The sequence below is a fragment of the Nonomuraea sp. KM88 genome (assembly GCF_052245635.1).
Taxonomy (GTDB): domain Bacteria; phylum Actinomycetota; class Actinomycetes; order Streptosporangiales; family Streptosporangiaceae; genus Nonomuraea.
Genome location: NZ_JBQQCC010000025.1, coordinates 1 through 24,586 on the forward strand (window position 1 = coordinate 1; position 24,586 = coordinate 24,586).

22 protein-coding genes and 1 pseudogene are annotated in these 24,586 nt (G+C 71.8%); 7 read left to right on the plus strand and 16 right to left on the minus strand.

Translation table 11 applies throughout. The annotated features are described in order from the left end of the window. The first annotated feature begins 430 nt into the window (after positions 1–430). On the plus strand, positions 431–919 hold the full coding sequence (locus ACTWPV_RS43965) for a universal stress protein (RefSeq protein ID WP_443156404.1): 489 nt from the start codon (positions 431–433) through the stop codon (positions 917–919). 64 nt (positions 920–983) lie between these two features. Here ACTWPV_RS43965 and ACTWPV_RS43970 read toward each other — a convergent pair whose 3' ends face one another. Together ACTWPV_RS43970 and ACTWPV_RS43975 are read right to left on the minus strand one after the other, a co-directional pair. Next, positions 984–1,355: a DUF6223 family protein gene (locus tag ACTWPV_RS43970; RefSeq protein WP_443156328.1), complete on the minus strand. Its 372-nt coding sequence runs from the start codon at positions 1,353–1,355 to the stop codon at positions 984–986. Positions 1,356–1,511: 156 nt separating this feature from the next. Next, a complete protein-coding gene (locus ACTWPV_RS43975; protein ID WP_443156329.1) occupies positions 1,512–1,904 on the minus strand; it encodes a DUF6223 family protein in 393 nt (130 codons plus the stop codon). Between the two features lie 274 nt (positions 1,905–2,178). Between ACTWPV_RS43975 and ACTWPV_RS43980 the strand changes: the two genes are divergently transcribed. Together ACTWPV_RS43980 and ACTWPV_RS43985 are read left to right on the plus strand one after the other, a co-directional pair. Then, positions 2,179–3,426, plus strand: a complete 1,248-nt coding sequence (locus tag ACTWPV_RS43980) for a sensor histidine kinase (protein ID WP_443156330.1) — start codon at positions 2,179–2,181, stop codon at positions 3,424–3,426. Further along, the gene (locus ACTWPV_RS43985; protein ID WP_443156331.1) at positions 3,423–4,106 is read left to right on the plus strand and encodes a response regulator; all 684 of its coding nucleotides are present in this window, start codon (positions 3,423–3,425) and stop codon (positions 4,104–4,106) included. Before ACTWPV_RS43980 ends, ACTWPV_RS43985 begins: the two co-directional genes overlap by 4 nt. An 86-nt stretch (positions 4,107–4,192) precedes the next feature. Here the strand turns inward: ACTWPV_RS43985 and ACTWPV_RS43990 are convergent, their stop codons facing one another. Genes ACTWPV_RS43990 through ACTWPV_RS44000 form a run of 3 tightly spaced genes read right to left on the minus strand, consistent with a single transcriptional unit; the run spans position 4,193 to position 6,852 of the window. Further along, a complete protein-coding gene (locus ACTWPV_RS43990) occupies positions 4,193–4,675 on the minus strand; it encodes a hypothetical protein (protein WP_443156332.1) in 483 nt (160 codons plus the stop codon). Further along, on the minus strand, positions 4,672–6,171 hold the full coding sequence (locus ACTWPV_RS43995) for an ATP-binding protein (protein WP_443156333.1): 1,500 nt from the start codon (positions 6,169–6,171) through the stop codon (positions 4,672–4,674). Before ACTWPV_RS43995 ends, ACTWPV_RS43990 begins: the two co-directional genes overlap by 4 nt. Positions 6,172–6,177: 6 nt before the next feature. After that, positions 6,178–6,852, minus strand: coding sequence for a response regulator (locus tag ACTWPV_RS44000; protein WP_443156405.1), 675 nt, complete (start codon positions 6,850–6,852; stop codon positions 6,178–6,180). A gap of 189 nt (positions 6,853–7,041) precedes the next feature. Between ACTWPV_RS44000 and vanY-N the strand changes: the two genes are divergently transcribed. Together vanY-N and ACTWPV_RS44010 are read left to right on the plus strand one after the other, a co-directional pair. Further along, on the plus strand, positions 7,042–7,587 hold the full coding sequence (gene vanY-N / locus ACTWPV_RS44005) for a D,D-peptidase/D,D-carboxypeptidase VanY-N (protein ID WP_443156334.1): 546 nt from the start codon (positions 7,042–7,044) through the stop codon (positions 7,585–7,587). Positions 7,588–7,654: 67 nt separating this feature from the next. Then, entirely contained in the window at positions 7,655–9,694 is a 2,040-nt protein-coding gene (locus ACTWPV_RS44010) for an ATP-binding protein (protein WP_443156335.1), read from the plus strand. Between the two features lie 30 nt (positions 9,695–9,724). On the opposite strand, the gene ACTWPV_RS44015 is transcribed toward ACTWPV_RS44010, so the two are convergent. The 7 genes from ACTWPV_RS44015 to ACTWPV_RS44045 all read right to left on the minus strand — a co-directional run bounded on the left by ACTWPV_RS44015 (position 9,725) and on the right by ACTWPV_RS44045 (position 17,657). After that, positions 9,725–10,417: an aspartate/glutamate racemase family protein gene (locus tag ACTWPV_RS44015; protein ID WP_347649507.1), complete on the minus strand. Its 693-nt coding sequence runs from the start codon at positions 10,415–10,417 to the stop codon at positions 9,725–9,727. 686 nt (positions 10,418–11,103) lie between these two features. Next, the gene (locus tag ACTWPV_RS44020) at positions 11,104–12,483 is read right to left on the minus strand and encodes a UDP-N-acetylmuramoyl-tripeptide--D-alanyl-D-alanine ligase (RefSeq protein ID WP_443156336.1); all 1,380 of its coding nucleotides are present in this window, start codon (positions 12,481–12,483) and stop codon (positions 11,104–11,106) included. Then, positions 12,480–13,436: a D-alanine--D-alanine ligase family protein gene (locus ACTWPV_RS44025; RefSeq protein ID WP_443156337.1), complete on the minus strand. Its 957-nt coding sequence runs from the start codon at positions 13,434–13,436 to the stop codon at positions 12,480–12,482. Before ACTWPV_RS44025 ends, ACTWPV_RS44020 begins: the two co-directional genes overlap by 4 nt. A gap of 163 nt (positions 13,437–13,599) precedes the next feature. Then, positions 13,600–14,190, minus strand: coding sequence for an MFS transporter (locus ACTWPV_RS44030; protein ID WP_443156338.1), 591 nt, complete (start codon positions 14,188–14,190; stop codon positions 13,600–13,602). Continuing rightward, positions 14,190–15,656, minus strand: coding sequence for a S41 family peptidase (locus ACTWPV_RS44035; protein ID WP_443156339.1), 1,467 nt, complete (start codon positions 15,654–15,656; stop codon positions 14,190–14,192). The genes ACTWPV_RS44030 and ACTWPV_RS44035 overlap by 1 nt, the downstream gene beginning before the upstream one ends. A gap of 49 nt (positions 15,657–15,705) precedes the next feature. Then, positions 15,706–16,770, minus strand: coding sequence for an ABC transporter permease (locus tag ACTWPV_RS44040; protein WP_443156340.1), 1,065 nt, complete (start codon positions 16,768–16,770; stop codon positions 15,706–15,708). Then, positions 16,767–17,657: an ABC transporter ATP-binding protein gene (locus ACTWPV_RS44045; protein WP_443156341.1), complete on the minus strand. Its 891-nt coding sequence runs from the start codon at positions 17,655–17,657 to the stop codon at positions 16,767–16,769. The genes ACTWPV_RS44040 and ACTWPV_RS44045 overlap by 4 nt, the downstream gene beginning before the upstream one ends. A gap of 545 nt (positions 17,658–18,202) precedes the next feature. On the opposite strand from ACTWPV_RS44045, the gene ACTWPV_RS44050 reads away from it, so the two are divergent. Then, complete coding sequence (locus ACTWPV_RS44050; protein ID WP_443156342.1) at positions 18,203–18,931, plus strand: aminoglycoside phosphotransferase family protein; 729 nt, start codon at positions 18,203–18,205, stop codon at positions 18,929–18,931. A 125-nt stretch (positions 18,932–19,056) separates the two neighbouring features. Here the strand turns inward: ACTWPV_RS44050 and ACTWPV_RS44055 are convergent, their stop codons facing one another. Together ACTWPV_RS44055 and ACTWPV_RS44060 are read right to left on the minus strand one after the other, a co-directional pair. Then, entirely contained in the window at positions 19,057–20,214 is a 1,158-nt protein-coding gene (locus ACTWPV_RS44055) for a cytochrome P450 (RefSeq protein WP_443156343.1), read from the minus strand. Between the two features lie 182 nt (positions 20,215–20,396). Beyond that, on the minus strand, positions 20,397–21,530 hold the full coding sequence (locus ACTWPV_RS44060; RefSeq protein ID WP_443156344.1) for a hypothetical protein: 1,134 nt from the start codon (positions 21,528–21,530) through the stop codon (positions 20,397–20,399). A 438-nt stretch (positions 21,531–21,968) separates the two neighbouring features. Between ACTWPV_RS44060 and ACTWPV_RS44065 the strand changes: the two genes are divergently transcribed. Continuing rightward, positions 21,969–23,045: a protein kinase family protein gene (locus tag ACTWPV_RS44065; RefSeq protein ID WP_443156345.1), complete on the plus strand. Its 1,077-nt coding sequence runs from the start codon at positions 21,969–21,971 to the stop codon at positions 23,043–23,045. A gap of 109 nt (positions 23,046–23,154) precedes the next feature. On the opposite strand, the gene ACTWPV_RS44070 is transcribed toward ACTWPV_RS44065, so the two are convergent. Beyond that, a complete protein-coding gene (locus ACTWPV_RS44070) occupies positions 23,155–24,024 on the minus strand; it encodes a GNAT family N-acetyltransferase (protein ID WP_443156346.1) in 870 nt (289 codons plus the stop codon). A 110-nt stretch (positions 24,025–24,134) separates the two neighbouring features. Further along, positions 24,135–24,500, minus strand: a pseudogene (locus ACTWPV_RS44075) (VOC family protein); the annotation flags it as partial. Positions 24,501–24,586 lie beyond the last annotated feature (86 nt).

Below are 24,586 nucleotides of genomic sequence, written 5' to 3' on the forward strand. Positions count from 1 at the left end.
GCCCGGATGGAGATGCGCATCGCCTTCCCCGCGCTGCTTCGCCGCTTCCCCGGCCTCGCCCTGGCCGATCCGTACGAGCAGGTGGACTTCCGCGCCTTCAGCCTCGTGTACGGCGTGCACACGCTGCAGGCGACCTGGTGAGCCCAGGGCCGTAGAGAGCCGACACGATATAATGCCAGGTGAAGCCCGGTTTGCCGGGTGCGGCGGTGGGGCCCGCCGCCTCTGCCTACGAGCGGGGACAACCACGGAGTGCGTCTTCGTCAACGGTCCCTGCCAGTGGTGTTCCGCTCAGGTACTGGTAGGAGGCGGCCATGAAACTCCCCGGCCCCGCGATGCGCTCGACGATCCGCTGTGCGAGAACGATCCGCGCCTTCTTGCCCCAGCCAGACGAGCTCACGTCGAAGGGTGAAGGGTGAGGGAGAGCAGCGTGATGAACCACCGCGGTGAGCATCCGACGCCTGCAGCACCCGGGCAGGGAGCCGAACGTCAGGCGCTGTGGTTGGTGGTGGGATACGACCGGCATCCGGCCGCGCGACGCGCGCTGGCGACCGCCGCCGACCTGGCCGTCCGGCTGGGGGCGCGGCTGCTGGTGGTGCATGTCGTCGATCTGGACGACTACCCCATCGATCCCGACGCCTGTGACTGGGACGCCTACGCCGAGCAGGCGGTGGCCGGCGAACGCGCCCAGGTCGGGGCCCTGCTCGCCGGTCATCCGCTCCCGTGGAGCTGGCAGGTCGGCCATGGGGATCCGGCGCGGCAGCTGGTGGATCTGGCCGCCCGCCACCAAGCCCTGATGATCGTCATCGGCGCGGCCCGGCATGAGTGGGGCACCCACCTTCTGACCGGCTCGGTCGCCAAGCACCTCGCCCGCCACGCCGACCAGCCGGTGCTGCTGGTCCCCGAACAGCCCTCCGGTTGAAGCCGTCCGATCGAGTGACGTACGCGCTGCGGCGGCCGTGACTCGGGCACCGTCCCGGGCCGGGTCAGGCGGTGCGGCGGGAGCGGGCCAGAGCGAGCCCGCCGAGGACCATGGCGATCAGCCCGACCACCAGGTCCACCCAGCCCCCGACTATTCCGTAACCGGTGCCGGGACCCCCCTCGGCGGCGGCCACAACCAGCCCGCCGATGACCGTGCAGGCCAGCCCCGCTCCCAGGGCCACGGTGGCCCCCCTTCTCCCGCCGTTGCCGATACGGCGGGCGGAGCGGGCCAGAGCCAGCCCGCCGATGACGGCGCCGGCCAGCCCCAGCAGCGCGCCCACCACGGACCAGAGACGCCCGGAGGTGAAGGTGTAGGCATCGACGGGCTGGACCAGAACGTGCGCGGCGGCGGTGGTGGTCAGGTGGTGGAGGGACATGAAGATCCTTTCGGTCGGATGACGGGCCCCGCGGCGCGCTGGATCGCCTGTGCCGGTCGAGATGCCGGTGACGAGCACGCGTCTCGGAGGCGCCGTGTGGTGATCGGGTTGTGCGCGGTTGTTCGGGTCTCGATCGCGGGCCTGTCCTGGCCGCGGTCAGCCGCTCGGCTCGGTCCGGCGGGAGCGGGCCAGAGCCAGGCCGCCGAGGACCGCACCGGCCAGGCCCAGCACCAGGGCCACGGCCGCCCCGAACACTCCGTTGCCGGTGCCGAGACCACCGTCGGCGACGGCCAGTTTCACCGCGCCGTTGAGCCCGCCGATCAGCCCCGCCCCCAGAGCCACGGTGGCCGCCCCTCTCCCGCCGTTGCCACGACGGACGGAGCGGTGCGCCGGCCAGCCGATGATCACGCTGGCCAGCGCCACCAGCGCGGCCACGCTGGCCCAGACGCGCGCAGGGGTCCCGATGAACGTGTCGACACCCTGGCCCGCGCATTCAGCGGCCGTCGTACAGACTGGCGAGGCCACCTGCGTGGCCAGCAGGACGGACATGGAGCATCCTTTCGGTCGGATGACGGGCACCCGCAGCGCGTGGGTCGCGGTGGCGTGGCCTATGCCGGTCGGGGTTTGGTGACGAGCGTGAGCGCCCGGCGGGGGTTTCACTGACTCGATCGTCGCGCCGTCGATGCAGGCACGGCCTCCGCCTGCGGATGGCTGCCTCTACGCAGTTCCGCGTAGACGGCTCGTGCCCCGGTACGCCCGTCGTCGTAGGCGGCCGCGCCGCTGGGCGGAGTGTTCTCGCGGGCGGCGACCGTAGGATCGAGGCATGAAAGGCCGCGCCGTGTCGTTGCGCCTGCCGGTGCCGGCGCAGGAGGTGTTGCTCGCGCTGTTCGTCACCGTGATGCAGGTGCAGGGCACGATAGTCCGCAATGCCGGCGAGGTGGTGCAGCGTCCCCTGACCGACCTCGGAAACCTGGGATATGCCCTGCTGGTCGCCAGTGGTGTGGTCGTCGCCGTCCGCCGCCGGTGGCCGGTTCCGGTGTTCGTCGTCGCCGCGTCGGCCAGCTTGGTGTACTACGGTCTCGGCTTCCCGGACGGGCCCGGCTGGCTCGGGCTCTTCGTCGCCCTGTACACCCTGGCCGCCTACGGTGACGGGCGCCGGGCGCTGGTGATCGCCGGCGTGGGCACCTCGGTGCTCACCATCGGCTGGCTGGTCGCCGCGGCCGACATCGAACCACGCGCCGCCATCGGATGGGTGTACTTCCGGATCGGCGCGTCGGTCATGAGCGCGGCCCTCGGCGAGTCCGTCCGGTCCCGGCAGGTCATCGCGGCCGAAGCTCAGCAGCGCGCCGAGCTGGCTGAGCGGACTCGTGAGGAGGAAGCGCGGGCGCGGGTGGACGCCGAACGGCTCCGGATCGCGCGCGAGGTCCACGACACCGTCGCTCACGCCATAGCGATCATCAACGTGCAGTCCGGTGTCACCGCGCACGTGCTCGACAAGCGGCCGGAAGTGGCGCGCGAGGCGCTGCGGGCCATCGAGCAGACCAGTTCCCGGGCGCTGCGGGAGATGCGGGCCATCCTCGGAGTGCTCCGTGACGACGACGATGACGGCGGGCGGGAGCCGTACCCCCGGCTGGGGCAGATCGACGAACTGGCCGCCAAGGCACGCCAGGCGGGACTCGACGTCAAGCTCGATGAGGCCTCGCCCGCGACGCCGTTGCCCAGCGCGGTGGGAAGCGCCGCCTACCGGATCGTCCAGGAATCGATCACCAACGTGATCCGCCACGTCGGCCCGACCCGCGTGACGGTGGAGCTGAAGGCAGGGATCGAAGATTTGGAGATCCGCGTGACCGATGAGGGCCGTACCGCCCGGGATCATGACTCGGCGGATCCGCGCCCGCCGGCCCGGCATCCGAGCAGCACGGGCCGCTCGGCCGAGCCCGGCCGCGGGATCGCCGGCATGCGCGAGCGCTGCCGGCTGCTGGGCGGGGAGCTCGACGCCGGGCCGCTCGCGGGCGGCGGGTTCGAAGTCAGGGCACGGCTGCCCCTCGCGCCGACCGGGTCGCGCCTGTGAACGCGGCGGCCGCCTCACCGATCAGGGTGCTGCTCGCCGACGACGAGGCTCTCGTGCGGTCCGGGTTCAAGGTCCTGCTCGACCTCGAGGACGACATCACGGTGGTGGGCGAGGCCACCAACGGCGCAGAAGCGGTCGAACGGGCCCGCGCCGGCCGTCCCGACGTCGTCCTCATGGACATCCGCATGCCGCAACTGGACGGGATCCAGGCCACCGCCCAGATCGTCCGGACGCGCGGGCTGGAGCAGGTGCGGGTCCTCATCCTCACCACCTACGACACCGACGAGTACGTCTTCGACGCCTTGCAGGTCGGCGCCAGCGGGTTCCTGCTCAAGGACGCCGGGCCGGCCGAGCTGCTGCATGCCGTCCGGGTGATCGCCGCGGGGGACGCGCTGCTGGCACCGCGGATCACCCGACGCCTCATCGGCGAGTTCACCACCAGGCGAACAGCCGCCCGGGCTGCGGAGGACCGGCTCGCGGAGCTGACCGAGCGCGAACGCGAAGTGCTGGCCCTGGTGGGGCAGGGCCTGAGCAACCACGAGATCGGCGCCCGGTTGTTTCTCAGCCCGGCCACCGCACGCACCCATGTCAGCCGCGCGATGACGAAACTGGGTGCGCGCGACCGTGCGCAACTGGTCGTCATCGCTTACCAGACAGGGCTGGTCAGCCCGGCGACGTAGGGCGCGGCCAGGCCGGGCTCAGGGCAGCGACCGGGCTGCCTTCCTCCGCGTGTACGAGCCCCGCGGAGCCCGGGAGGACACCGTCGTCACCCCGGGCACTCCTGGGGGCCGATGCTCTGGCCCGCACCGAGGACGGTGACCTGGGCGGGGTTCTCCGGCGACAGGGCGGCGGCCGTGCACACGATCTGGTCGACGGCCAGTGCCGGCAGTTCGTCTGCCGGGGTGGCTACGGTCACCACCAGGTGGCCCGGCTTGGCGGCCACCGAGAACGGGGCGGCTTCGCGCGGGATGTCGGTGGTGATCCCTTCCGCCTGTTCGCTCTGCGTGGGTCCCTCCGCCAGCAGCATGAGCGCGTTCGTTCGGGCTGGTCCACGAGCGGATCGCCGCGTCACCGTGCTGAGCCGGCCGTCCTTCACCAGGTAGAGGGTGATCTTCCAGGTAGGTGCGACGGGTCCGCTCGGCGGGGCGCCCGCGGGGATGGCGTCGCTGGGTTGCACGCCGCAGCCGGCCAGAGCGACGAACGACACGAGGCCCGCGGCGAGCACGCGACGGGCGAGCCAGGCCTTCACCCGTGGCCTCCATCCGGATCGGGTGCCCGGCGTGGCAGGCGGAGCGTGAAGACGGCGCCGCCGTCCGGGGCGTTGGTGACGGTGAGGTCGCCTCGGTGCAGGCGCGCGTTCTCCCGCGCGATGGCCAGGCCGAGGCCGCTGCCCTCGGACCTGGCCCTGGCCGCGCTGGCCTTGTAGAAGCGGTCGAACACGTGCGGCAGCACCGCCTCGTCCAGCCCCGGTCCGTGGTCGCGGACCTCGACGGCGATCCCGTCCTGGTCGGCGCGCAGCCGTACCGACACCGGTGGCTCGCCGTGCCGCAGGGCGTTGCCGACCAGGTTCGCGAGGATGACGTCCACCCGGCGCGGGTCCAGCCGGGCCGTCACCGCGGAGGCCAGTTCGGTGTGCACCCGCTCCGGCCAGCCCCGGGTACGCAGGGTCGCGCGCACCAGCTCGGCCACGTCGACCTCGTTCAGTGCGAGGGCCGCGACGCCGGAGTCGAACCTGCTGATCTCGATGAGGTCGTTCACCAGGCCGGTGAGGTTGAGCGTCTCCTGGCTGACCAGCCTGGCGGCCCTGCCGGCGGGCTCGGGCAGCCCGTCCGCCTCGTCGTCGAGGACGTCGGCGACCGCGGCGAGCGCGGCCAGCGGGGTGCGCAGCTCGTGCGACACGTCGGCCACGAACCGGCGGGCGTCGGCCTCCATCTCGCGCAGCTGCTCGACGTGCCGTTCCAGCTCCGCGGCGGTGTTGTTGAACGTGCGCGCCACGTCGGCCAGCTCGTCGGCGCCGCGGACCTCGACCCTGGCTCGCAGCTCGCCCTCGCCCAGCATGTGTGCCGCCCTACCGAGCTCGCGCACCGGCCGCAGCACGCTACGGGTGGCCAGCAAGGCCAGGACGACCGCGAACGCCAGGGCCGCCCCGCCGGTGAGCCAGGCGCGTGCGGCGAGCTCGTTGATGCTGCGCTGTTCGGGAAGCAGGCTGTGCAGGACGTAGACCTCCATGCCGGACATCCGCGCCGTCCCGTCCGGCTCGGCGATCAGCAGCGGCGCGCCGATGAGCAGGAAGGGCGCGCCCTGCCACACCAGCACGCGTTGCCACGCGACATTGCCGCCGGCCACCTCGCGCCGCAGGGACAGTGGAAGCATCTCGGGACGCACGACCGGCGTGTCACCGCCCTGCGTGCGGAGCCCCGGCGAGCCCCCCGGCGGGTCGGCCGGCGCCGGGTCGCCTGTGGAGTACGCCCCGCGGTAGATGGCCATCGCGCGTACGTTTCCTTCGGTCATCTTGTTGGCGATGCCGCGGAGCTCGTCCGGGCCGGGCTCCGCACTCCGCAACGGGAAGAGCTCCTTCAGCTGGCTCTTCGTCGCCTGCACCGCGGCGTCCTGGGCTCGCTGGAGGATGGCGTTGCGAGCCCCGACGTACATCCCGCCGGCCACCGCCGCCGCGGTGACCACACACAGCAGCGCGAACGCGAACAGCAGCCGGGCACGCAGCCCCGGGCTCGGCCGTGGTGCCACCGGCGGTTACACCGGCCCGAACCGGTAACCGAACCCGCGCACCGTCTGCACGTAGACGGGCGCCGCCGAGTCCTCCTCGATCTTCGCCCGCAGCCGCTGCACGCACGCGTCCACCAGACGCGAGTCGCCGAAGTACCCGTGCTCCCACACCGACTCCAGCAGCTGCTGGCGGCTGTGCACCCGGCCCGGCGTGCCGGAGAGCTCGAGCAGCAGGCGCAGCTCGGTCGGGGCGAGGCTGACCGGCACGCCGCGGTGGGTGACCACCAGCCCGGCCCGATCGATGGTCAGGTCTCCGTGCCGCTCCAGCTCCGCCTGGTCCCGGCCGATCCGCCGCAGCACCGCGCGAATGCGGGCCTCCAGCACCCTGGGCTGCACCGGCTTGACCACGTAGTCGTCGGCGCCCGCCTCCAGCCCGGCCACCACGTCCATGTCGTCGCCGCGCGCGGTCACCATGATGATCGGCACCTCTCTGGCGGCCCGGACGCGCCGGCAGACCTCGAACCCGTCCATGCCGGGCAACATCAGATCGAGCACGACCACGTCGGGCAGGTCCGTACGCAGCCGGTCCAGCCCCTGCTCGCCGGACTCCACCGCGCGCACCCGGTGCCCGTGCCGGGTCAGGGCCAGCTCCAGGCCCTCCCGCACGGCCGGGTCATCCTCGATCAACAACACTCGCGACACGCCGCCGAGTTTCACCGCACGCTCCGTAGCTCCCCGCAGGTCATCTCCATCCACTGTCGGCCGGTCGTGTCCCCGCCTCGTGCGCGCCGTGTCATGGTCGTGTCACGGTCGCGCCGGCGGTGGCCGCCGTCGAGAAACGATGACATGCGGCGGACAACGCACGCATATTCGGCGCCAATCGTAGTCGCCATGAACGAACCACGCACCATCCCACCTCGGCCCCGCGACCGGCTGTTCACCGTGGTCACGCTGGTGCTCGCCGTTCTGCTGCTGCCCGCGGCGTTCGTCCGCCGTCCCGGCCGCGCTCGTGAACTGGCGTGCTCCTGGGCGTTACGGATGCGCTTCCCGGCCGAGGACCTCACCGGGCTCGCCGACGGTGCCCTGGCGGCGTTCACCGCGGCCCGTACCAGGGCGCTCTGGCGTCACGGCCAGCTGCTCGGCCTCACCTCGGGCTACCGCGATCCCCTCGTCCAGCAACGGATGTTCGACGAGGAGGTGCGCCGCTCCGGCTCCCCGGCCTCGGCGCGCATGCTCGTGCTGCCGGCGGCGGAATCCAGCCACGTCAAGGGCATCGCGCTGGACGTGCGCCCCCACGAAGGCGCGCGCTGGCTGGAGGAACACGGCGCCCGCTACGACCTCTACCGCATCTACGACAACGAGTGGTGGCACTTCGAGTACCGCCCGGACCGCGGCGGCACACCACCGCCCCGCCGGCCCCACCCCGGCCTGGGCTGACCGGGGCGGGGACGTTGACGGGTTCGCGCCCGAGAACCGACGGGCGATCGGAGAAGGGTCAAGGGATATGTCATCGGGACTGCTGGGATGGCGCCTGCAAGCCGCGAGGGAGACGGCGTTCGTGGGGCGGGAGGAGGAGCTCGCGGTTTTCACCGCGGCGTTGTACGGCGGCCGCTGCAGCGTTCTGTACGTGCACGGTCCCGGCGGCGTGGGGAAGTCGGCCTTGTTGCGGCGGTTCGCCGGCGAGGCCGCGGCGGCGGGGCGGCCGGTGTCCATGGTGGACGGGCTCCTGCCGGAGCCGGCGGGCTCCGAGGCCGAGGCGGCGCTTCGTGACGCGGACGCGGTGCTGCTGGTCGACAACGTCGAACGCGTGCGGGGCTGGGAGGAGTGGCTGCGCGAGCGGTTCCTGCCGCGCGTGCCCATGGGGGCGCTGGTGGTGATCGCGGGGCGATGTCCGCCGGACATGCGATGGCAGGCCGATCCGGGATGGGCGGGTGCACTGGAGGTGCTGCCGCTGCGCGACCTGCGGGCCGGAGACGCGCAGGCCCTGCTGGACTCCCGCGGGGTGCCGGCCGAGTCGCGCGAGCCGCTGCTGGCCTTCGCCGGAGGTCATCCGCTGGCGCTGCTGCTGGGGGCGGCCGTGGCGGTGAAGGACGGCGGGGCCGGCAGGCGGTGGACGCCGGATCAGGGCGTGGTGGGCACGTTGCTGGATCAGCTGGTGGGCGAGTTGCCCTCGGCGGCGCATCGGCACGCTCTGGAGGTCTGCGCGCATGCGCGGGTGACGACAGAAGACCTGCTGCGGGCGGTCTTTCCGCAGGACGCCGCGAATTTGTTCGGCTGGTTGCGGCGGTTGCCGTTCGTGGAGTCGTGCCGTCTCGGGCTGTTTCCGCATGACGTCGTGCGCGAGGTGGTGGAGGCGGACCTGCGGTGGCGCGATCCCGAAGGGCACGCGGCGATGCACGACCGGCTGCACGCGCATCTGGCGGACAGGGTGCGCACGGCGAGCGACGTGGACGTGCCAGGCGCGGTGGCGGCGCTGCTCTACCTGCATCGCGGCAACGGGGCGCCGGCCGGTTCGCACCGTTGCCGGGACGAGGACGAGTACCAGGAGGAACCGGTGCGGCAGGAGGACGTCGGCACGCTGGTCCGGGTGGCCGCAGCCGCGGAGGGCGCCGCCTCCGGGGCCGTCTTCTGTGCCGCCTTCTGGGCCGAACGGCAGCCGCAGGCGTTCCGGCTGTACCGGCGGGCCGAAACCGGCGAGCCCGTGGCCTTCTCCGCCTGGTTGCGCCTGGCGGAACCCGACGAGCGGGAGCTGGCGGCCGATCCCGTCGTGGCCGCGGCGTGGACGCATGCGCGTGCCACCACGCCGTTGCGCGCCGGCGAACACGTGGCGGTCGGCCGGATGTGGGCGCTGCCGCAGTATCGCGAGCACTCGCCGCTGTCGGAGGCGATCCGGTGGCGGATGATCGCCGATTGCCTGCGGGCCGAGCGCCTGGCATGGTCCTCCATCGCGCTACGGCATCCGGACCCGGAGTGGGTGGAACATCTACGGCACTACGGAATGCGTACCCTCTCCGAGGAGCCGCGGCTCGGCGATGACGCCTACACCCTGTTCGTTCATGACTGGCGCGCGGTGCCGGCGCAGACCTGGCTGGAGCGCATGAACCACCCGCTCGTCGCGGGCCCGGCCGGCGGCCCGAGCGCCGCCGCGGCGGAACTGGCGGTGTTGTCGCGGGCGCAGTTCGCCGAGGCGGTGCGCAAGGCGTTGCGCCTGCTGTCGCGGCCGGACGCGCTGGCGGCTTCCCCGCTGGCGCGCACCAGGCTGATCGCCGAGCGGGCCGGGCGGGATCCCGCCGCGGCGCTGGGCGACGTGCTCCGCCAGGCGATCGACGAGTTGCGCGAGGATCCGCGTGCGTTCAAGTTCCACCGGGCGCTGTCCGTCACGTTCCTCCGCGGGACTCCCACCCAGGAGCTGGCCGCGGAACGGCTCGGCCTGCCTTTCACCACCTACCGCCGCCACCTGGCGGCCGGCATCGAACGCGTCTGCGCCGGCCTGTGGCACCGGGAACTGTACGGCGCAGGCGCGCCGGCGGACCGGTCCGCCTGACCCGCCGCATCCCGCCCACGGCGTGCACGATCAGTCGGCGAGCGCGAAGCCGGCCGCCGCCTCCGCGTGCAGCCGGGCGCTCGGCAGCACCGGGATGGCGCTGTCCTTCTCGCCGACCAGCAGCTCGATCTCCGTGCATCCGAGGATCACGCCTTCGGCTCCGTCGTCCGCGAGACCATCGATGATCCGGGCGTACGCGTCCCTGGACGACTCCCGGAGCACCCCGCGCACCAGTTCGTCGAAGATCACGCGATGGACCAGGTCGCGCTGCTCACGCCGCGGGACGACCACGTCGAAACCGTGGGCGGCCAGCCGGTCCCGGTAGAAGGGCTGCTCCATGGTGAACCGGGTGCCCAGCAGGCCGACCTTGCGCATGCCCCTGGCGCGGATCTCGGCGCCCAGCGCGTCGGCGATGTGCAGCACGGGCACGCTCACGGCCCGCTCGACGTCGTCGCTCACCCGGCTGAAGGTGTTGCTGCAGATGAGCAGGAGGTCGGCTCCGAGATCCGCCAGTTTCCCGCCGGCACCGGTCAGCAACGTGCTCACCTCGTCCCAGCGGCCGGCGAAGATGAGGTCCTCGACGGTCGTATAGTCGACCGACCAGATGAGGCTGTTGGCGGAATGGCTGCCGCCGAGTCGCTCGCGTACCCGCTGGTTGATGATCTGGTAGTAGATCACCGTCGATTCCCAGCTCAACCCGCCGATGAGACCGATAGTGCGCATGAAACCCCGTTTCGCCAGCTTGTGGCGACAGGCTAGACGGGGTGCCTGCTCATTCTTAAGGCCAGAAGGTGTCCAGCCGTCCGGATCCGGCCTGCCGCCGAAGCGGAATGGAGCGTACGTCGACACATGATCAGCACTTGTCGTCTGCTGGTATGTGCGGACACCCCTCACCCCTCACCCCTCAGGTCGTTCCCCTGACCGCCGTTGACATCTTAGGGCATCTATGTTTCCTTAATGCCCCTAAGTAATCTAGAAGCAATAAGGAGTGGTCGTAGAACCTCAGTGGTGGATCCTTCTCGCGGCGATGGCGATGGGCGCCGCCGTATGGTGGCGGATGTCCAGATCCGCCACCATACGGCGGCGTAAGGACTCCTGACGTGACTCCTCCGCTCCGTGAAGGAAGCGGCTTCTCGCCCCGCTTACGCGGGAGACGACGGCCAAGCCCTGACCGATGCCCGAAAGCACAAGCACCATCCTATCCGCAGGAGGCGACGGTGTCTGAGGTTCTGCCCCTGACCGCCCGGGCCTTGGCGGACCTCCCGCTCCCGATTCCCCCATCGCCTGAAGGCGACGGTCCCCTCAGGAGGCTCTGATGGCACGCACGATGCGCGACCCCCGGCAGGCCGACCCTTGTCCCCGTGACGTGCGGATGCGCCGGATGGTGTCCGCGTCCGCGCCGGGACAGGTCAGGCGCCGGCCAGCGCGCGGGCGCACGCGCCGAGCCCGATCTCGCTGGAGGCCTTGACGAGCACCACGTCTCCCGGTTCGAGCAGCGCGGTGGCCAGGCTGAGGGCCCCGGCCACGTCCTCGACGGTGTGGACGGCCATCTCCGGGTTCGACGACTGCGCCGCCTGCGCCATCGCGACCGGATCTCCTGCTCCGACCGCGATCAGCACGTCGAAGCGGAGACCTGCGACGAGCCGGCCCATCTCCGCGTGCCGGGCGCGCGAGGCGTCCGCCTGCTGCCCCATCGTGCCGAGCACGGCGACGGTACGACGGGCTCCGGCCAGGGCCTTCACCGCCCGCAGCCCGGCCCGCACGGATTCGGGGCTGGCGTTGTAGGCGTCGTTGACGATGGTGATGCCGTCAGGTCGTTCGGCGATTTCCAGCCGGCCCGCTGAGCGCCGCACGGCGGCGCTCAGCCCGTCGGCGATCTCGGCGGCGCCCAGGCCGAGCACGGTGGCGACGGCGGCGGCGGCCACGGCGTTGCTCACCTGGTGCTCGCCTATGAGGTCGAGCTCGACCGGGGCGCGGCCGGAGGGCGTCACCAGCTCGAACGCGGTCCGCCCCCCGTGGGTCATCCGCACGTTCCCGGAGCGCACCTGCGCCTGCGCCGACCGTCCGTACCACAGGATCCGCGCCCTGGTCCGGCCGGCCATGCCCCTGACGTACGGGTCGTCGGCGTTGAGCAGCGCGAACCCGTCCGCCGCGAGCGCCTCGACCAGCTCGCCCTTGGCCTCGGCCACGTCGGCGGGCCCGGCTCCCATGCGTTCCACGTGTGCGGTGCCGACGTTGAGCACCAGCCCGACCTGCGGCGGTGCGAGCCCGGTCAGATACGTCAGGTCGCCCTTGCGGCCCGCGCCCATCTCCAGCACCAGGTAGCGGGTGGTGGCATCGGCACGCAGCACGGTGAGCGGCAGCCCGAGCTCGTTGTTGAACGACCTGTCGGTGGCGACCGTCGCGGCGTGCCGTTCGAGCACCTGGGCCAGCAGGTCCTTGGTCGTGGTCTTGCCCACCGAGCCGGTCAGGCCGATCACGGTCGGGCTGATGCGTTCGAGCAGGTGCCTGGCCAGCAGGCCGAGCGCGACCTGGACGTCCTCGACCACGAGGGCGGGCACGCCGAGGGGCCTCGAGGCCAGCACGGCGGCGGCGCCGCCCGCGACGGCGCCGGCCGCGTAGTCGTGACCGTCGACGTTGGCGCCGGCCGTCGCGGCGAACAGGCCGCCGGGCAGCACCTCGCGGGAGTCGACCGCCGAGGGCGCCGTCACCGTCGCCTGCGGGTCGCGCACGTCGTGGAGGCTCGCGCCGACGACCCGCGCGATCTCGTTCAGCGTCATGGGGATCATGAGCGGCTCCTGGCGAAAGCCAGGTCGATGAGGCGGCGCAGCAGGTCCGGGTACGGGACACCGCTGGCGGCCCAGGCCCTGGCGTAGACGGAACGGGACGTGAAACCGGGCATGGTGTTGATCTCCAGCACGTACAGGCGTCCCGTGTCCTCCTCGTAGAGGAAGTCGACACGGGACAGGCCGTAGCCGCCGATCGCCCGGAACGCGCGCAGGGCCAGCTCGCGCACGTCCTCGGCCACGCGCTCCGGCAGCGCGGCGGGGATGGTGGCGATCTCGGCCCCGCTGAGGTATTTCGCCTCGTAGTCGAGCCAGTCGCCGGGCACGATGAGCTCGCCGGGCACCGAGACGTCCGGCGCGTCATGGCCGCCGAGCACGCCGCAGATGATCTCGCGCGCCGTCACGCCCTGCTCGACGACGGCCATCCCGTCGTAGGCCAGCGCCAGGTCCACGCCCGCGCGCAGCTCCTCCATGGAGGTGACCCGCGAGATGCCGATGGAGGAGCCCATGCCGGCCGGTTTGACGTACATCGGCCAGTCGAGCGACTTCACCAGGCCCCAGGGGTCGGTGGTGGTGCGCCACTCGTGCTCGGTGAACCACACGTGGGGAGTGACCGGGATGTCCTCCGCCGAGAACGCGCGCCGCATCGCGACCTTGTTCATGCCCACGGCCGAGGCCAGCACGCCGCAGCCCACGTACGGGATGCCCAGCGTCTCCAGGAGGCCCTGGACGACGCCGTCCTCGCCGAACGGCCCGTGCAGCGCGGGGAAGACCACGTCCGCCAGATCGGGCCGCGGCTCCACCGGCCATCTGCCCTGCCGGTCGATGATGACGGGGACGGGCTCGTACAGATCTTGCGGCAGGGCGTCGAGCACGGCCTGCGCCGACTGCAGCGACACCTCGTGCTCGGCGGACGGTCCGCCCGCCAGCACGGCCACGCGCACGCGTTCGGTCACGATCGATCAGCCTTCCTCGGTGGCACGGAGACAACGCCGCCGGCGGTACGGCGTTCCGCCGTCGCAGGACCAGCCCGCCGAGTGTCGGCTCTTCGCCTGACCGGTTACCAGGCCATTCGCTGTCCGCTTCCCGACCGCGGCGCGTCCGCGGGCGCCGCGGGTTTCACACGAGCAGGAGAGTGGCCAGTGCCGGGCCGAAGGCGCCGCCCAGCTGATAGCACAGGGTGAACAGGCTCACGGCGGTGGCCCGGTGCTCGTGTGGCACGACCTCGCCCACGCGGGCCGCGTACCAGGCCATCGCCGCTGTGGCGGCGAACACCGCGAACGCGGTGGACGCCGCGATGAGCACCGGCCACGGGGCGACCAGCGGCAGGGCGACGGCCACGGCGCCCGTGGCCGGCAGGACGGCCCAGGTGACGGCCGCACCGAGCCGGGAGGTCCACCGGGTGAACAGCAGCGAGGCGATCGAGCCGGCGGCCAGCATCATGAGCGTCATCCACCCGATCCGCTCGCTCGTCCAGTGGTGTTCCAGCAGCCGGGGCACGGTGTAGAGCAGAGCGAAGTAGGAGGTGGACAGCGTGCCGGCCGCCGCTGCCGCGGTGATGAACGGCCGGGAGCGGATGACCGGCCGAGGGACGAACCCGGCGGGTTTCCTGCGGACGTGCCGGGCCAGCAGCAGGCCGGCCACGGCCGCGGCGGCGGCCGCCGCCAGTTCCAGGCGAGGGATGAGGACGAAGGCGCTGACCAGCGCCATCACCAGAAGGGTCCCGACGGTGTCCGTACGGGTGGCGCCGGCGGCTTCGCGGCTGTCGTGATGGGGGGCGCGGCGCAGGACGGCGGGGACGGCCAGCAGCGCGGGCAGGGACAGCAGCAGCGGCACCCGCCAGGAGATCGCCGACAGCGTGGAGCCGGCCAGCGGGCCGAATGCGCCGACCAGGCCGACCCCGGCGGTGACGGCGCCCGCTCGCGAGGTGGTCCCGGCCAGGGTGATGGCGATGGTGACCAGGCCGCCTCCGCCGGCGGGTTGTTGGCGAGCAGGTACCGCTGCGCCGGCCCGGAGATCATGCCGGCGGTTCTGGTGCCGACCAGCAGGCCGGCCCGCAGGTCCTTGACCGCGGAGGCGAAGTGCTCGCACGCCGAGGCGCAGCCGCGGTAGGTGAGCACCGCCAGCGGCAGGCCGAGCAGCTCGACGGTGTCGTCGGTCCGCAGGCTCTGGCAGGTGTCATCGGCGGTGCAGTGATAGGCGGTGACCTTGCCGTGGGCGAACGCGCTCAGCAGCCGGGTCGCTTCCGTGATGCTGCCTCCGCCGGCGCCGCGCGGGTCGAGCACGACACCGGACAGTGTCCGGCCCCTGCGCAGCCGGGAGATCGCCCGCACTATCCGATCCGCGGAGTCGGGCAGGAAGCTGGCCACCCGTACGTGGGCGATGTCGTCGTCCAGCAGCTTCGACCGCACCACCTGCAGGTCGGAGAGGTCCTGCTGGTAGAGGCCGGGCTGGAGCGTCACGCTCCAGCGGCGGCCGGAGCGGGGCCGCAGGAGGCTCAGCTCGACGGGGCGTGCCTCCGGATATCGCGGATAGAGGGCGGGGATCGCAGTGGTGGCCTTCTGGTCGGTGAAGGGCGCCGAGCCGTTGATCGATTCGATGACGTCGCCCGGGCGCAGCCTGGCGGCCCGCGCCGCGCCGCCCCGCACGGCGATGACGAACAGCGGCGGTACGGCGGCGGCGAGGTTGCCGTCCGCCTGCGACGCGCCGACGTTCCCCTCGAGACCCAGGCCGTAGCCATCGCCGTCGTAGTGGTCCGGCGGCTGCTCGACGTCGTGAGCCCAGGAGGCGTGCTCATCATCGAGGGCGGCCACGATGGCTTCGAGGGCAGCGACGGCGAGCTTGTCGCGCAGGTCGGGCACCTGGCCGGTGATCTTCCGGTAGACGGTTTCGAAGACGGCCCAGTCGGCTTTCCGGTCGCCGTTCAGCGCCGGCATGGTCGCCTCGGGCAGGTCGCGTCCGTTGCGGTCGAGCTCCTGGGTCAAGGCGGCGAATCCGGCGGTCAGCAGGGTGCGGGCGTCCAGCGTGGCGCCGCTGTGGTAGTTGCCGAGGAGGCAGAAGTACGCCTGCTCGATGACGTCGATCGTGGTGGCGGTCTCCTTGCCAGGGGTGCCCTTGGGCGGCGCGCAAACCGTGCCGGCCGCCGTGCTGGTCTCGCCACGCGCGGCGCCGTGCAAGCGGCCGCCAGGAGAAGGCCGAGCCCGGCGGCCGCTACCCTGACGGCGGTCATGACAGGCCTCTGCGTACCCGCCGGAAGCAGAGCCAGGCGAGAGCGAGGGTGAGCAGGACGTAGATCCCGGTCTCGATCCACTGCAACGGCCAGAAGCGCTTCAGAGGCTGGTAGGTCGCCTGCTGCCGGTAGCCGAGCCGGTTGATCTCGGCTGTGCACGCCTCGGTGCCCAGTCCCCCCGTGGGTGCGCAGGGTCCCGACGTCGTGGAGACCGGGACGGACCGCGCGACCGTCGAGGACGGCCCCGAGGCTCTATCGCCGCCGACGACGCGTCCGGACGGATCGACCAGGTAGCTGGACAGGACCCAGGCACCCGCGTGGCCGGGCACGGCCGACGTGCTCAGGAAGATGTGCATGGCTCCGCCTTGCGGCACCATGCCTTCCACGTTCGTCCGGCCGAGCTCGAACGTCGACGTGACCGGGGGCATCAGGTGAGGCCGGACCAGCAGCGGCATGGCGAGCTGAATCGCGGCGAAAGCGATCAATGTGAGGGCCATGGCGGGCAGGGTGCGGCGCACCAGCACGCCCAGGGTCACGCCCAGGACGAAGGCGAAGGCCGCGTACCCCATCGGGGTGATGCCGCGCGCGCCGAAGACCAGAGGAGCCATGCGCGCCATTTCCGGAACGGCCGACTGGTCCAGCGGGTCGGACCACCAGGTCACCGCAAGACCGCACACCCCGGCGGCGGCCATGGCGACCAGGCCGGTAAGCCCGAGCTTGACGGCCAGCCAGCGGGCGCGGGTGATGCTCTGGTTCCACACCAGCAGGTGCGTGTCCGCCTCCAGCTCACGGGTGACCAGCGGAGCACCCCAGAACAGCCCGGCCAGCGCCGGCAGGATCAGCACGACGAGGGTGAGGGCCAGAAAGGGGATCTGGCACTCGCCGAAAAACCGGTCGAAGAAGTCGGCGCAGGTGTCGTTCGGGGTGCAGCCGGCGATTCCGGCGGCGTAGCGGGAGGCCAGACCCGGACCGGTCACAGCCAGGGCGATACCGAGGACGACGAGTACGGCGGCCGTCATCGCGGCCGAGCTGCGGAACTGGCGCCAGGTAAGCCAGATCATCCCCGCACCTCCTGGGCTTCCCGCCGGTGTTCGGCGGTGCGCCGGTCCATGTGGGCCAGGACGAGCTCTTCCAGGTCGATCGGGCTGACCGTCCAGGCCGGATCGTGCATCGGGGTACCGGCACGGACCACGAAGGTGCTCTGCCGGCCGGTGTGCCGGGCGGAGACCACGTACTGGCCGGCGGGCAGCCTGCCGGGATCGCAGCGCGGGCCGGTGAGCCGGTAATGGGTGGCCACCAGCTGGTCGATCCTCCCGGCGATCCGGACGCGGGAGTCGACGAGCACGACCAGGTAGTCGCAGTCCCGTTCCAGGTCGGAGACCAGGTGGGAGGAGGGCACCACGCTCAGCTCGTGCTTGGCGGCGGCCTCCGTCAGGTGCTGCAGGAACTCGTGACGGGCCAGCGGGTCGAGGGCGGCCGCGGGCTCGTCCAGGATCAGCAGGTCGGGCCGCTTGGCCAGGCCCAGGGTGAGGGCGAGCTGGGCGCGCTGGCCGCCCGACAGCCTGCCCGCCCGATGTGCGGGGACGAGGCCGAGCCGCGCGATGCGTTCGCGCGCCATGCCGTCGTCCCAGCGGGGGTTGAGCCGCGCGCCCAGCCGCAGATGGTCGGCAACGGTCAGGCTCGCGTAGACCGGGGTGTCCTGGGCGACGAACCCGACCTTGGCCAGTTGCGCGGGCGTGCTTCCCGGCCGGCCGCCGAGCACGGCGATGCCGCCCACGGTCGGTTCGAGCTGGCCGCAGGCCAGCTTCAGCAAGGTGGACTTGCCGACTCCGTTGGGGCCCACCAGCCCCACGATGTGGCCCGCCGGGATGTCGATGGTGCACTCGCGCAGCGCCCAGCGTCTGCCGTACTTCTTGCCCAGTGCCTGGGCTCGCAGGACAGCGGTCACGCCATGTCCTCCTGGGTACAGGGTCGAAAGGATGATCATGAACAGCGCCTCGATCGTCGAGGCCGCCATGCGGGGCCGCGGCTGCACCGCGGCCTGGTGCCGGGAACGAAGCTAGGCGCCGCTCCTGCTGGCGCGCTTCGGCCGTGCTGCCGAGATCACCTAGTGCTTGAGAACGAGGCGGGGCCAGGTCATCCCTGCGACCTAGCCCCGAAGAGCGTGCAGCCCCGTCACGACGGCCGATGTGGGACGGACGGGGCAGGCGTGACAATGTGCCGGTGGAGACCAGCGAACGACGGCCGTGGTGGCGGCGTGTGCTCGACCTGTGCAGCCGGCTGAACGAGGACGGCTCGGCCCGGGACGCGCCAGGGCGGAGCGGCGGCGGGTCTCCGGGACTGTCGCGCCGGGCCCTCGCCTTCGACGTGGTGTTCGCAATGTCGCTTCACCCGCAACATCCAGCAGTTGAAGAGGCGAGCACGCCGATAACTACACAACTCCGTATCACCCCCCGCTCGTGAACCTTGAAGGCATGACTCACCATGGTTGTTGTGACCGAGGAGCCTCTCCCTGGCGGGAACAATGCCCTGCAAGTCGTGCGGGCCGGCGAGACGGTGCGCCGCACGCGCGATGCCGGTTCCGCGTTCGCTGCCCGGGTCCTGACGTACCTGGAGTCCGTCGGCTACCCCCACGCGCCGCGCTACCTCGGCATCGACGACCACGGACGCGACATCCTCAGTTTCATCCCCGGCACCACCACCGATCACCCCACCCAGCGAGCACACGGCGCCTACGCTGCCGGCGGCCGGATGCTTCGCGAGCTGCACGAGGTCACCGCTGGCCACGCCCTGGCCGCCGACCGGGAATGCGTGATCCACGGCGATCCCGGTCCGTTCAACGCCATCTTTCGGCAGGGGCTGCCGGTGGTCTTCATCGACTGGTCGTCCTGCCGTCCCGGCGACCGGCTCGACGACTTGGGCTACATGGCGTGGACCTGGTGCATCCAGTCGCAAGGCCGGGTACTGATCGCCGAACAAGCCCGGCACCTGCGGGAACTTCGCGACGGTTACGGCACGGTCGAACCGGCGCACCTCCTGGAGGCGATGGTGCGAAGGCAGACGCACATCGCGGACGCGGAGGCGGCGAACATCGACGATCCCACGCTTACGCCCGCTCGCCGCCGCCACGCGCAGGCAGCCGTCGCCTGGGCCACAGCCGATCGCGAACTCATCCACCGGCACCAGCCGCTCCTGCTGTCTGCACTGCAACGGACCGGCTGACCTCCGACCGTCCCACTCCAGATCCGCATCCACGGATTCTGAGTACGTCAGCGGCGCATGAAGCAGGTCTACCGCTGGAGATCACGGTCAGTTACTGCCGCCCTCTGCTCACACCAGGCACGGCTTCACCAGATGACGTGGAGAGCCTTCGGGCCGGCGTCGACCCCGTCGTGGACCCACTCGACGCTCTCGGCCGTGCCCGCCAGGCGCAGACCGGGCAGCTGCCGGGCCAGCGCTCCGATCACGGCCGCGACCTCGAGGCGGGCCAGTGGCGCGCCGAGGCAGTAGTGCACGCCGTGCCCGAATACCAGTGACGGGCTCGATGTCCGCTCCGGCACGAAGGCGTCGGGATCGGCGAAGTGCCGGGGGTCGCGGTGTGCGGCCTCGAGCCGTACCAACACCAGGTCACCGGCTTGGATCCGCGTCCCGGCCAGCTCGACGTCGGTCTGGGCGAAGCGGGGGAAGGGCTCGCCGGTCTGCCCGGACTGCAGGCGGAGCACCTCCTCGACGGTCGCGCCGAGCCGCTCGGGGGCCGTGGCCAGGTGTCCCTCGCGCAGCAGCCTGAGCACGGCCGCGGAGATGGCGTTGCGGGCCGACAGGTATCCGGCGGAGACGATGGTGGCGGCCATGGCGACGAGCTCGCCGTCGCTGAGCCTGCCGTCCTCGGCGTCCCGTACGGTGATCAGGGAGCTGAGCAGGTCATCGCCGGGGTCCTCGCGCCTGGCCTCGGCCAGGGTGGCGGCGTACGCCAACAGTTTCTCCCATGCCTGCGCGCCCCGGGCCATCTCCTCCTCGCCGCCGAAGACGAAGTCGACACCGCCGGCGCCCACGGCCACGGCCTGGAAGTGCTCGCGGTCGGCGATCTCCACCCCGAGCAGCTCGCTGATCGCTGCGATCGACACGGGCCCGGCCACTTCCGCCACGAGTTCGGCGGGCGGCCCGCCCCGGGCGATCGCGGCCACGTGGTCGTCTGCGAGCCGCTCGACTCGATCGCGCAGCGCCTCGATCCCGCGCGGCCCGAACGCCTTCGACACCAGCCGCCGCAGCCGCCCGTGCGCCTCGCCGTCCTGGAAGAGCGTGTCGTTCCCGGGGTGCGCGGTCCCGGCCGGGGCGAGCCCGAACCTCCGGTCCGCCAGGATGGCGGCAACGGCGTCGTAGGAGGTGACGAGCCAGGCGGGGCCGCCGCCGGGGGTCTTCACCTGGGCGACAGGGGTGGTCTCGCGCAGGGCCGCGTACTCGGGAGGGGGCGTGAGGGGATCGGGGCGGTCGTACGGGAGCGTCATCGCCTTCGGTGCCTTTCTTTGGGGGGCAGCGGGTGGTTGCCCGCCTGGCCAAGTCAAGACGTTGACGTCGCGTCAAGGTCAAGCCGATGGGATTCCGGCTCTCTTGACCAACCCACCACAGGGCGGCCACATGCCTCCGTTAACGCAGGTAAGAGGCTACTTCGGTGGAAATTTCTTCATCGCTACGGGAGCCCCACTCCCGTCAGCCGGTCATAACGGTAGACCCGCACGCTGGAATCGGCGCGGTCCCGCAGCCCCTCGACCCGCACGACCAGCACGCCCTGGCGGACGCGGTCGTCGGTGCTGACGCGCAGCCAGGGCTCGCCGTCACGCAGCGCGGTGACCTCCTCCACCAGATCGCCCCCGCGCCCGGCCGCGATGGCGTACGTACGGCCCTGCGGCGAAACGATGTCGATGCCGCCGTCCTGCCGGAGGGTGAAGGTGACGACGAGGTCGCCACGGCCGCCGTTCGCCTCCCCCACGAAGTCGTACAGCGGCGCCGGATCGCCCACGTAGTACTTCAGCCGGCCCAGACCGGTGACGTCCATGCCGTTGTAGAAATTACGGCCGGACGGGTCGAGCCAGAAGTGCGGGTTGTGGGTGGGCGCGCTGAAGTCCGCACCGGAGTTGTACGAGATGTGCCAGTGCGGAGGATTGTCGGCGTGCAGCGTGTTGTTGGTCTCGATGCCCATCAGCACGAACCGGTGTCCCTTCGCCGCGGCGACGTCGACCATGCCGGAGTCCCGCAGGATGGTGTGCGCCGCGACGAGCTGGTGAATCACCGATCTGACCGGGCCTGCCGGCCACGGCACCGTCGTCCATGGGCCCGCGGCGCGGTCAGGGTCGTTGTGCTCGATCCGCCAGTTCATGCCTGGCGAGACGTCGGGATGGCTCCACACCTGCAGCGTCGGCTGGTTGGCGTCGGGCGAGGGCTGCGTCATCGGCAGCGTGAACGACACGCTGTGCCTGTCGCCGGGAACGCGGCGCAGCTCCAGCCGCGTGTCCTGGTGGACGACGGCCTCGACCCGCTCGTCCGGCCAGCGGACCGTGACCTCGATCCCCGCGGCGGTGTGCGGGCCCTGGACGAACGTGTAGTACTCCGCCCGAGAAGCCACGGAGTATTTCTCACCGGGCAGGATCTCGTAACCGGCGGGCAGCACGACCTCGGGCCGGCCGGGCTCGCCGGGGCGGCGACGTACGACGCGGAAGGCCGCGTAGGCGCTCTCCGCGGCCGAAGCGGCGCCGGGCAGCGCGACCGCCAGGCCGACGGCGGGCACGCCGGCCAGTAAAACTCGCCGGGACAGGGAACCTGACATGGGGACGTTCCTCTCGATCGCGCCATGGGGCTGGGCCGTCCGTCATACGGGAGGCACACCTTCATCCTCCGTCTCGCGGCCACCAGCGAAACCTCCCCTCCCCTAACGATCGGTGAACAGGGGAGCATCTATCCACGCCCTCACGACCGTGCTCGAAGCGGCGTGAGGCCGGCACACCGCTCCCGGCGACGTACCGGACGGTTGACGCGGACCGCGGTGCAGCGCAGGTCGTCCCTGATGACGCCCAGCTCGCGCTCTTCACTAAGGTGCAGTCAGTGGGTGCTCAGGTCTGTCGTCTTCTACGGATCTTGTCCGCCCTCCTGCCCGTTCCGGAGGCCGATCCGCGGAGCCACGCGCCGTTGCGCTGGGCGCGACTGCGCGGCCATGGTGAGAATCGAGGTCGGCACCCAGGTGGAAGCCGCAGTGAAGCGTCCTGACATGTCGCGCGGTGCGCGCCTGACCGCCCACGGTTCCGTCTCCACGGCCCTGGCTCTGCGCAGCGATCGCGCCCTGCGCGAGCTCATGGACACGGCCCTGCCGATCGGATCCGGCATCGGCGGGACGTCGGCCCTGCTTGAGGTCGCCGGAACCCCGGTCTTCGTGAAGCGGGTGCCCCTGACCGACCTGGAGAGGCGGCCCGAGCACGTCCGGTCCACGGCGAACCTGTTTGATCTGCCCGACTTCTGTCACTACGGCGTCGGCATCATCGGCGGGCCGGGCTTCGGAGTCTGGAGGGAGCTCGCCGTGCACACCATGACGACGAACTGGGTGCTGGCGGCGGAACACGAGGGCTTTCCCCTGATGTATCACTGGCGGGTGTTGCCGGACTCGACGCCCCTGCCCGACGAACTGGCCGACGTCGAGCGGGCTGTTGCCTACTGGGGCGGCGGATCGCAGGTACGCCGCCGGATCCAGGCCCTGCGGCAGTCGTCGGCGAGCGTCGCGCTGTTCCTGGAGTACATCCCGCAGAACCTGCACCAGTGGCTGGGCGCTCAGGTCGAGGCAGGGGGCCGAGCCGCCGGCCGGGCCTGCGTCATGGTGGACAGGGAACTGGCGGCCGGCGTCTCCTTCATGAACAGCCGCGGGCTCCTGCACTTCGACGCGCACTTCGAGAACATCCTGACCGACGGCCGGCGCCTGTACTTCGCCGACTACGGCCTGTCCATCTCCTCCGGGTTCGAGCTGTCGCCGGCCGAGGCCGGCTTCTTCGACCGCCACCAGACCTACGACCGCTGTTACAGCGCCACCTATCTGACGAACTGGCTGGTCACCGCTCTGTACGGACTCCGGAGAGAGGACAGCGAGGGGCGCTACGCTCTGGTGCGCGCCTACGCGGAGGGCGAGCGCCCCGCAGGAATCCCGGAGGAGGCCGCGGCCGTCCTCGCCCGGCACGCGCCGGTCGCCAAGGTGATGTCCGACTTCAATCGCGCGTTCCAGCGCCAGAGCAGGCGGACCCCGTACCCGCTGGAGGCGATCCGCCGGCTCGGCGGGATGCGGAGCTCATCGTCATGCTGACGTACGCGTGGAGGCCGGCCCCGGCATGGATGGCTCACCGGCTTCCCGGCGCCCGCAGGTGTCGTCGGCAGGACGCAGGGAACCACCGGCCGGCCTGAGCATCGAAGCCTCAGGAAGCGTCGCGGTACAGGTCACGTCTCTCGGGCAACGGCTCGAGGCCGGCCGACTGGTAGGTGGCGACGGCGCCGACGTTGGAGCTGGGGGTGCACACGTCCACGCTGGACGCGCCCGCCTCCTGGAGTGCGCGCGCCGCGGCGACCGTGATCGCCCGGCCGTAACCGTGACCGCGGTGCGCGCGGTGCACCCCCAGCGGCTCAATCAGCCCTGGCCTGCCCGCACCCGCCGACCACACCGTCACGGCCGCCACCGCCTCGCCCCGCTCGTCCCGCACGGCCAGGCACCGCGCGCCGGCATACGGCGCGCCTGCCGCCATCGCGTGCCAGCGCTCCTCGGTGAACGTCGACCCGTCGAACGACGCCCGCAGGACCGCGGCCCACTCAGGCGCCTGTTCCGGCCCGACCACCTCGACGCGAAAACCGGGATCCGGCACAGGCGCGCCCAGGTCACGCCGGAGCGGCGTCCACGCCTCGCCGCTCTCCCAGCCGTCCCCGGACAGCAGGTCCCGGACCAGCGCGCCCATCGGCGCCTCGACGTACACCTTGCCCTCGGGCAGCACACCGCGCTCAGGCGCCGACACGTCGCCGGCCACCTGCCGCGCCAGCTCCTCGTCCTGCCACGCCTGCGGAGCGAACGCCAGCCGCACCAGGTCCGCGCCATCGAGCAGCCCGACGGCCAGAATGTCCCCAGCCCGGCTCCAGGTCCGCGTAGCCTGCGCCGTCCGCTCCGCGCCGAACCGCCAGAACCACCCCAAGTCCCCCGGATGCACCTGCAGGGGCTGCCCGTCGTGCTGCCACTCCCCCAGCACTCGCACCACGTCACCGAGCCCGTCGACCCCGGGCCCGCCCATCTCGATCGTCATCCCCCGATCACACACCAACCCGCCGCCCCTCCGCATCCGGATTTCCGGCCCGCGGCCGGCGACCGCGGTCGCCGTGGTCACGCCCCGCGCCCGGCCGCCCCGCGTCAGGCCGGGCCGAGGACGCAGAACTCGTTGCCCTCCGGGTCGGCCAGGACCGTCCACGGGACGTCGCCCTGGCCCACGTCGGCGGGCGTCGCGCCGAGCTCCTTCAGGCGCGCGACCAGCTCCGCCTGATAAGCCGCAGAGGTGGTGGCGAGGTCGAGGTGCACGCGGTACTTCACCGTTTCGGGGTCCGGGACCCTGACGAGGTCGACGTAGAAGGCGCCGGGGTCCGGCCAGGCGAAGCCCTCGGGTTCGAGGTTGGTCACGCCGGGTCCCTCGCTGGAAACGCCCCAGCCGAGCGCCTGCGCCCAGAACCGGCCGAGCGCCGAGTCGTCCCGAGCCTTGATGTTCACCTGGACCGGTCGCAGTGCCATGCCGCCCACCCTATGCCCGGAGGATGCCGTACTTTGACACCTCCTATGGATAACCGCTATCTATTAGCCAACCGTTAGGGAGGTGC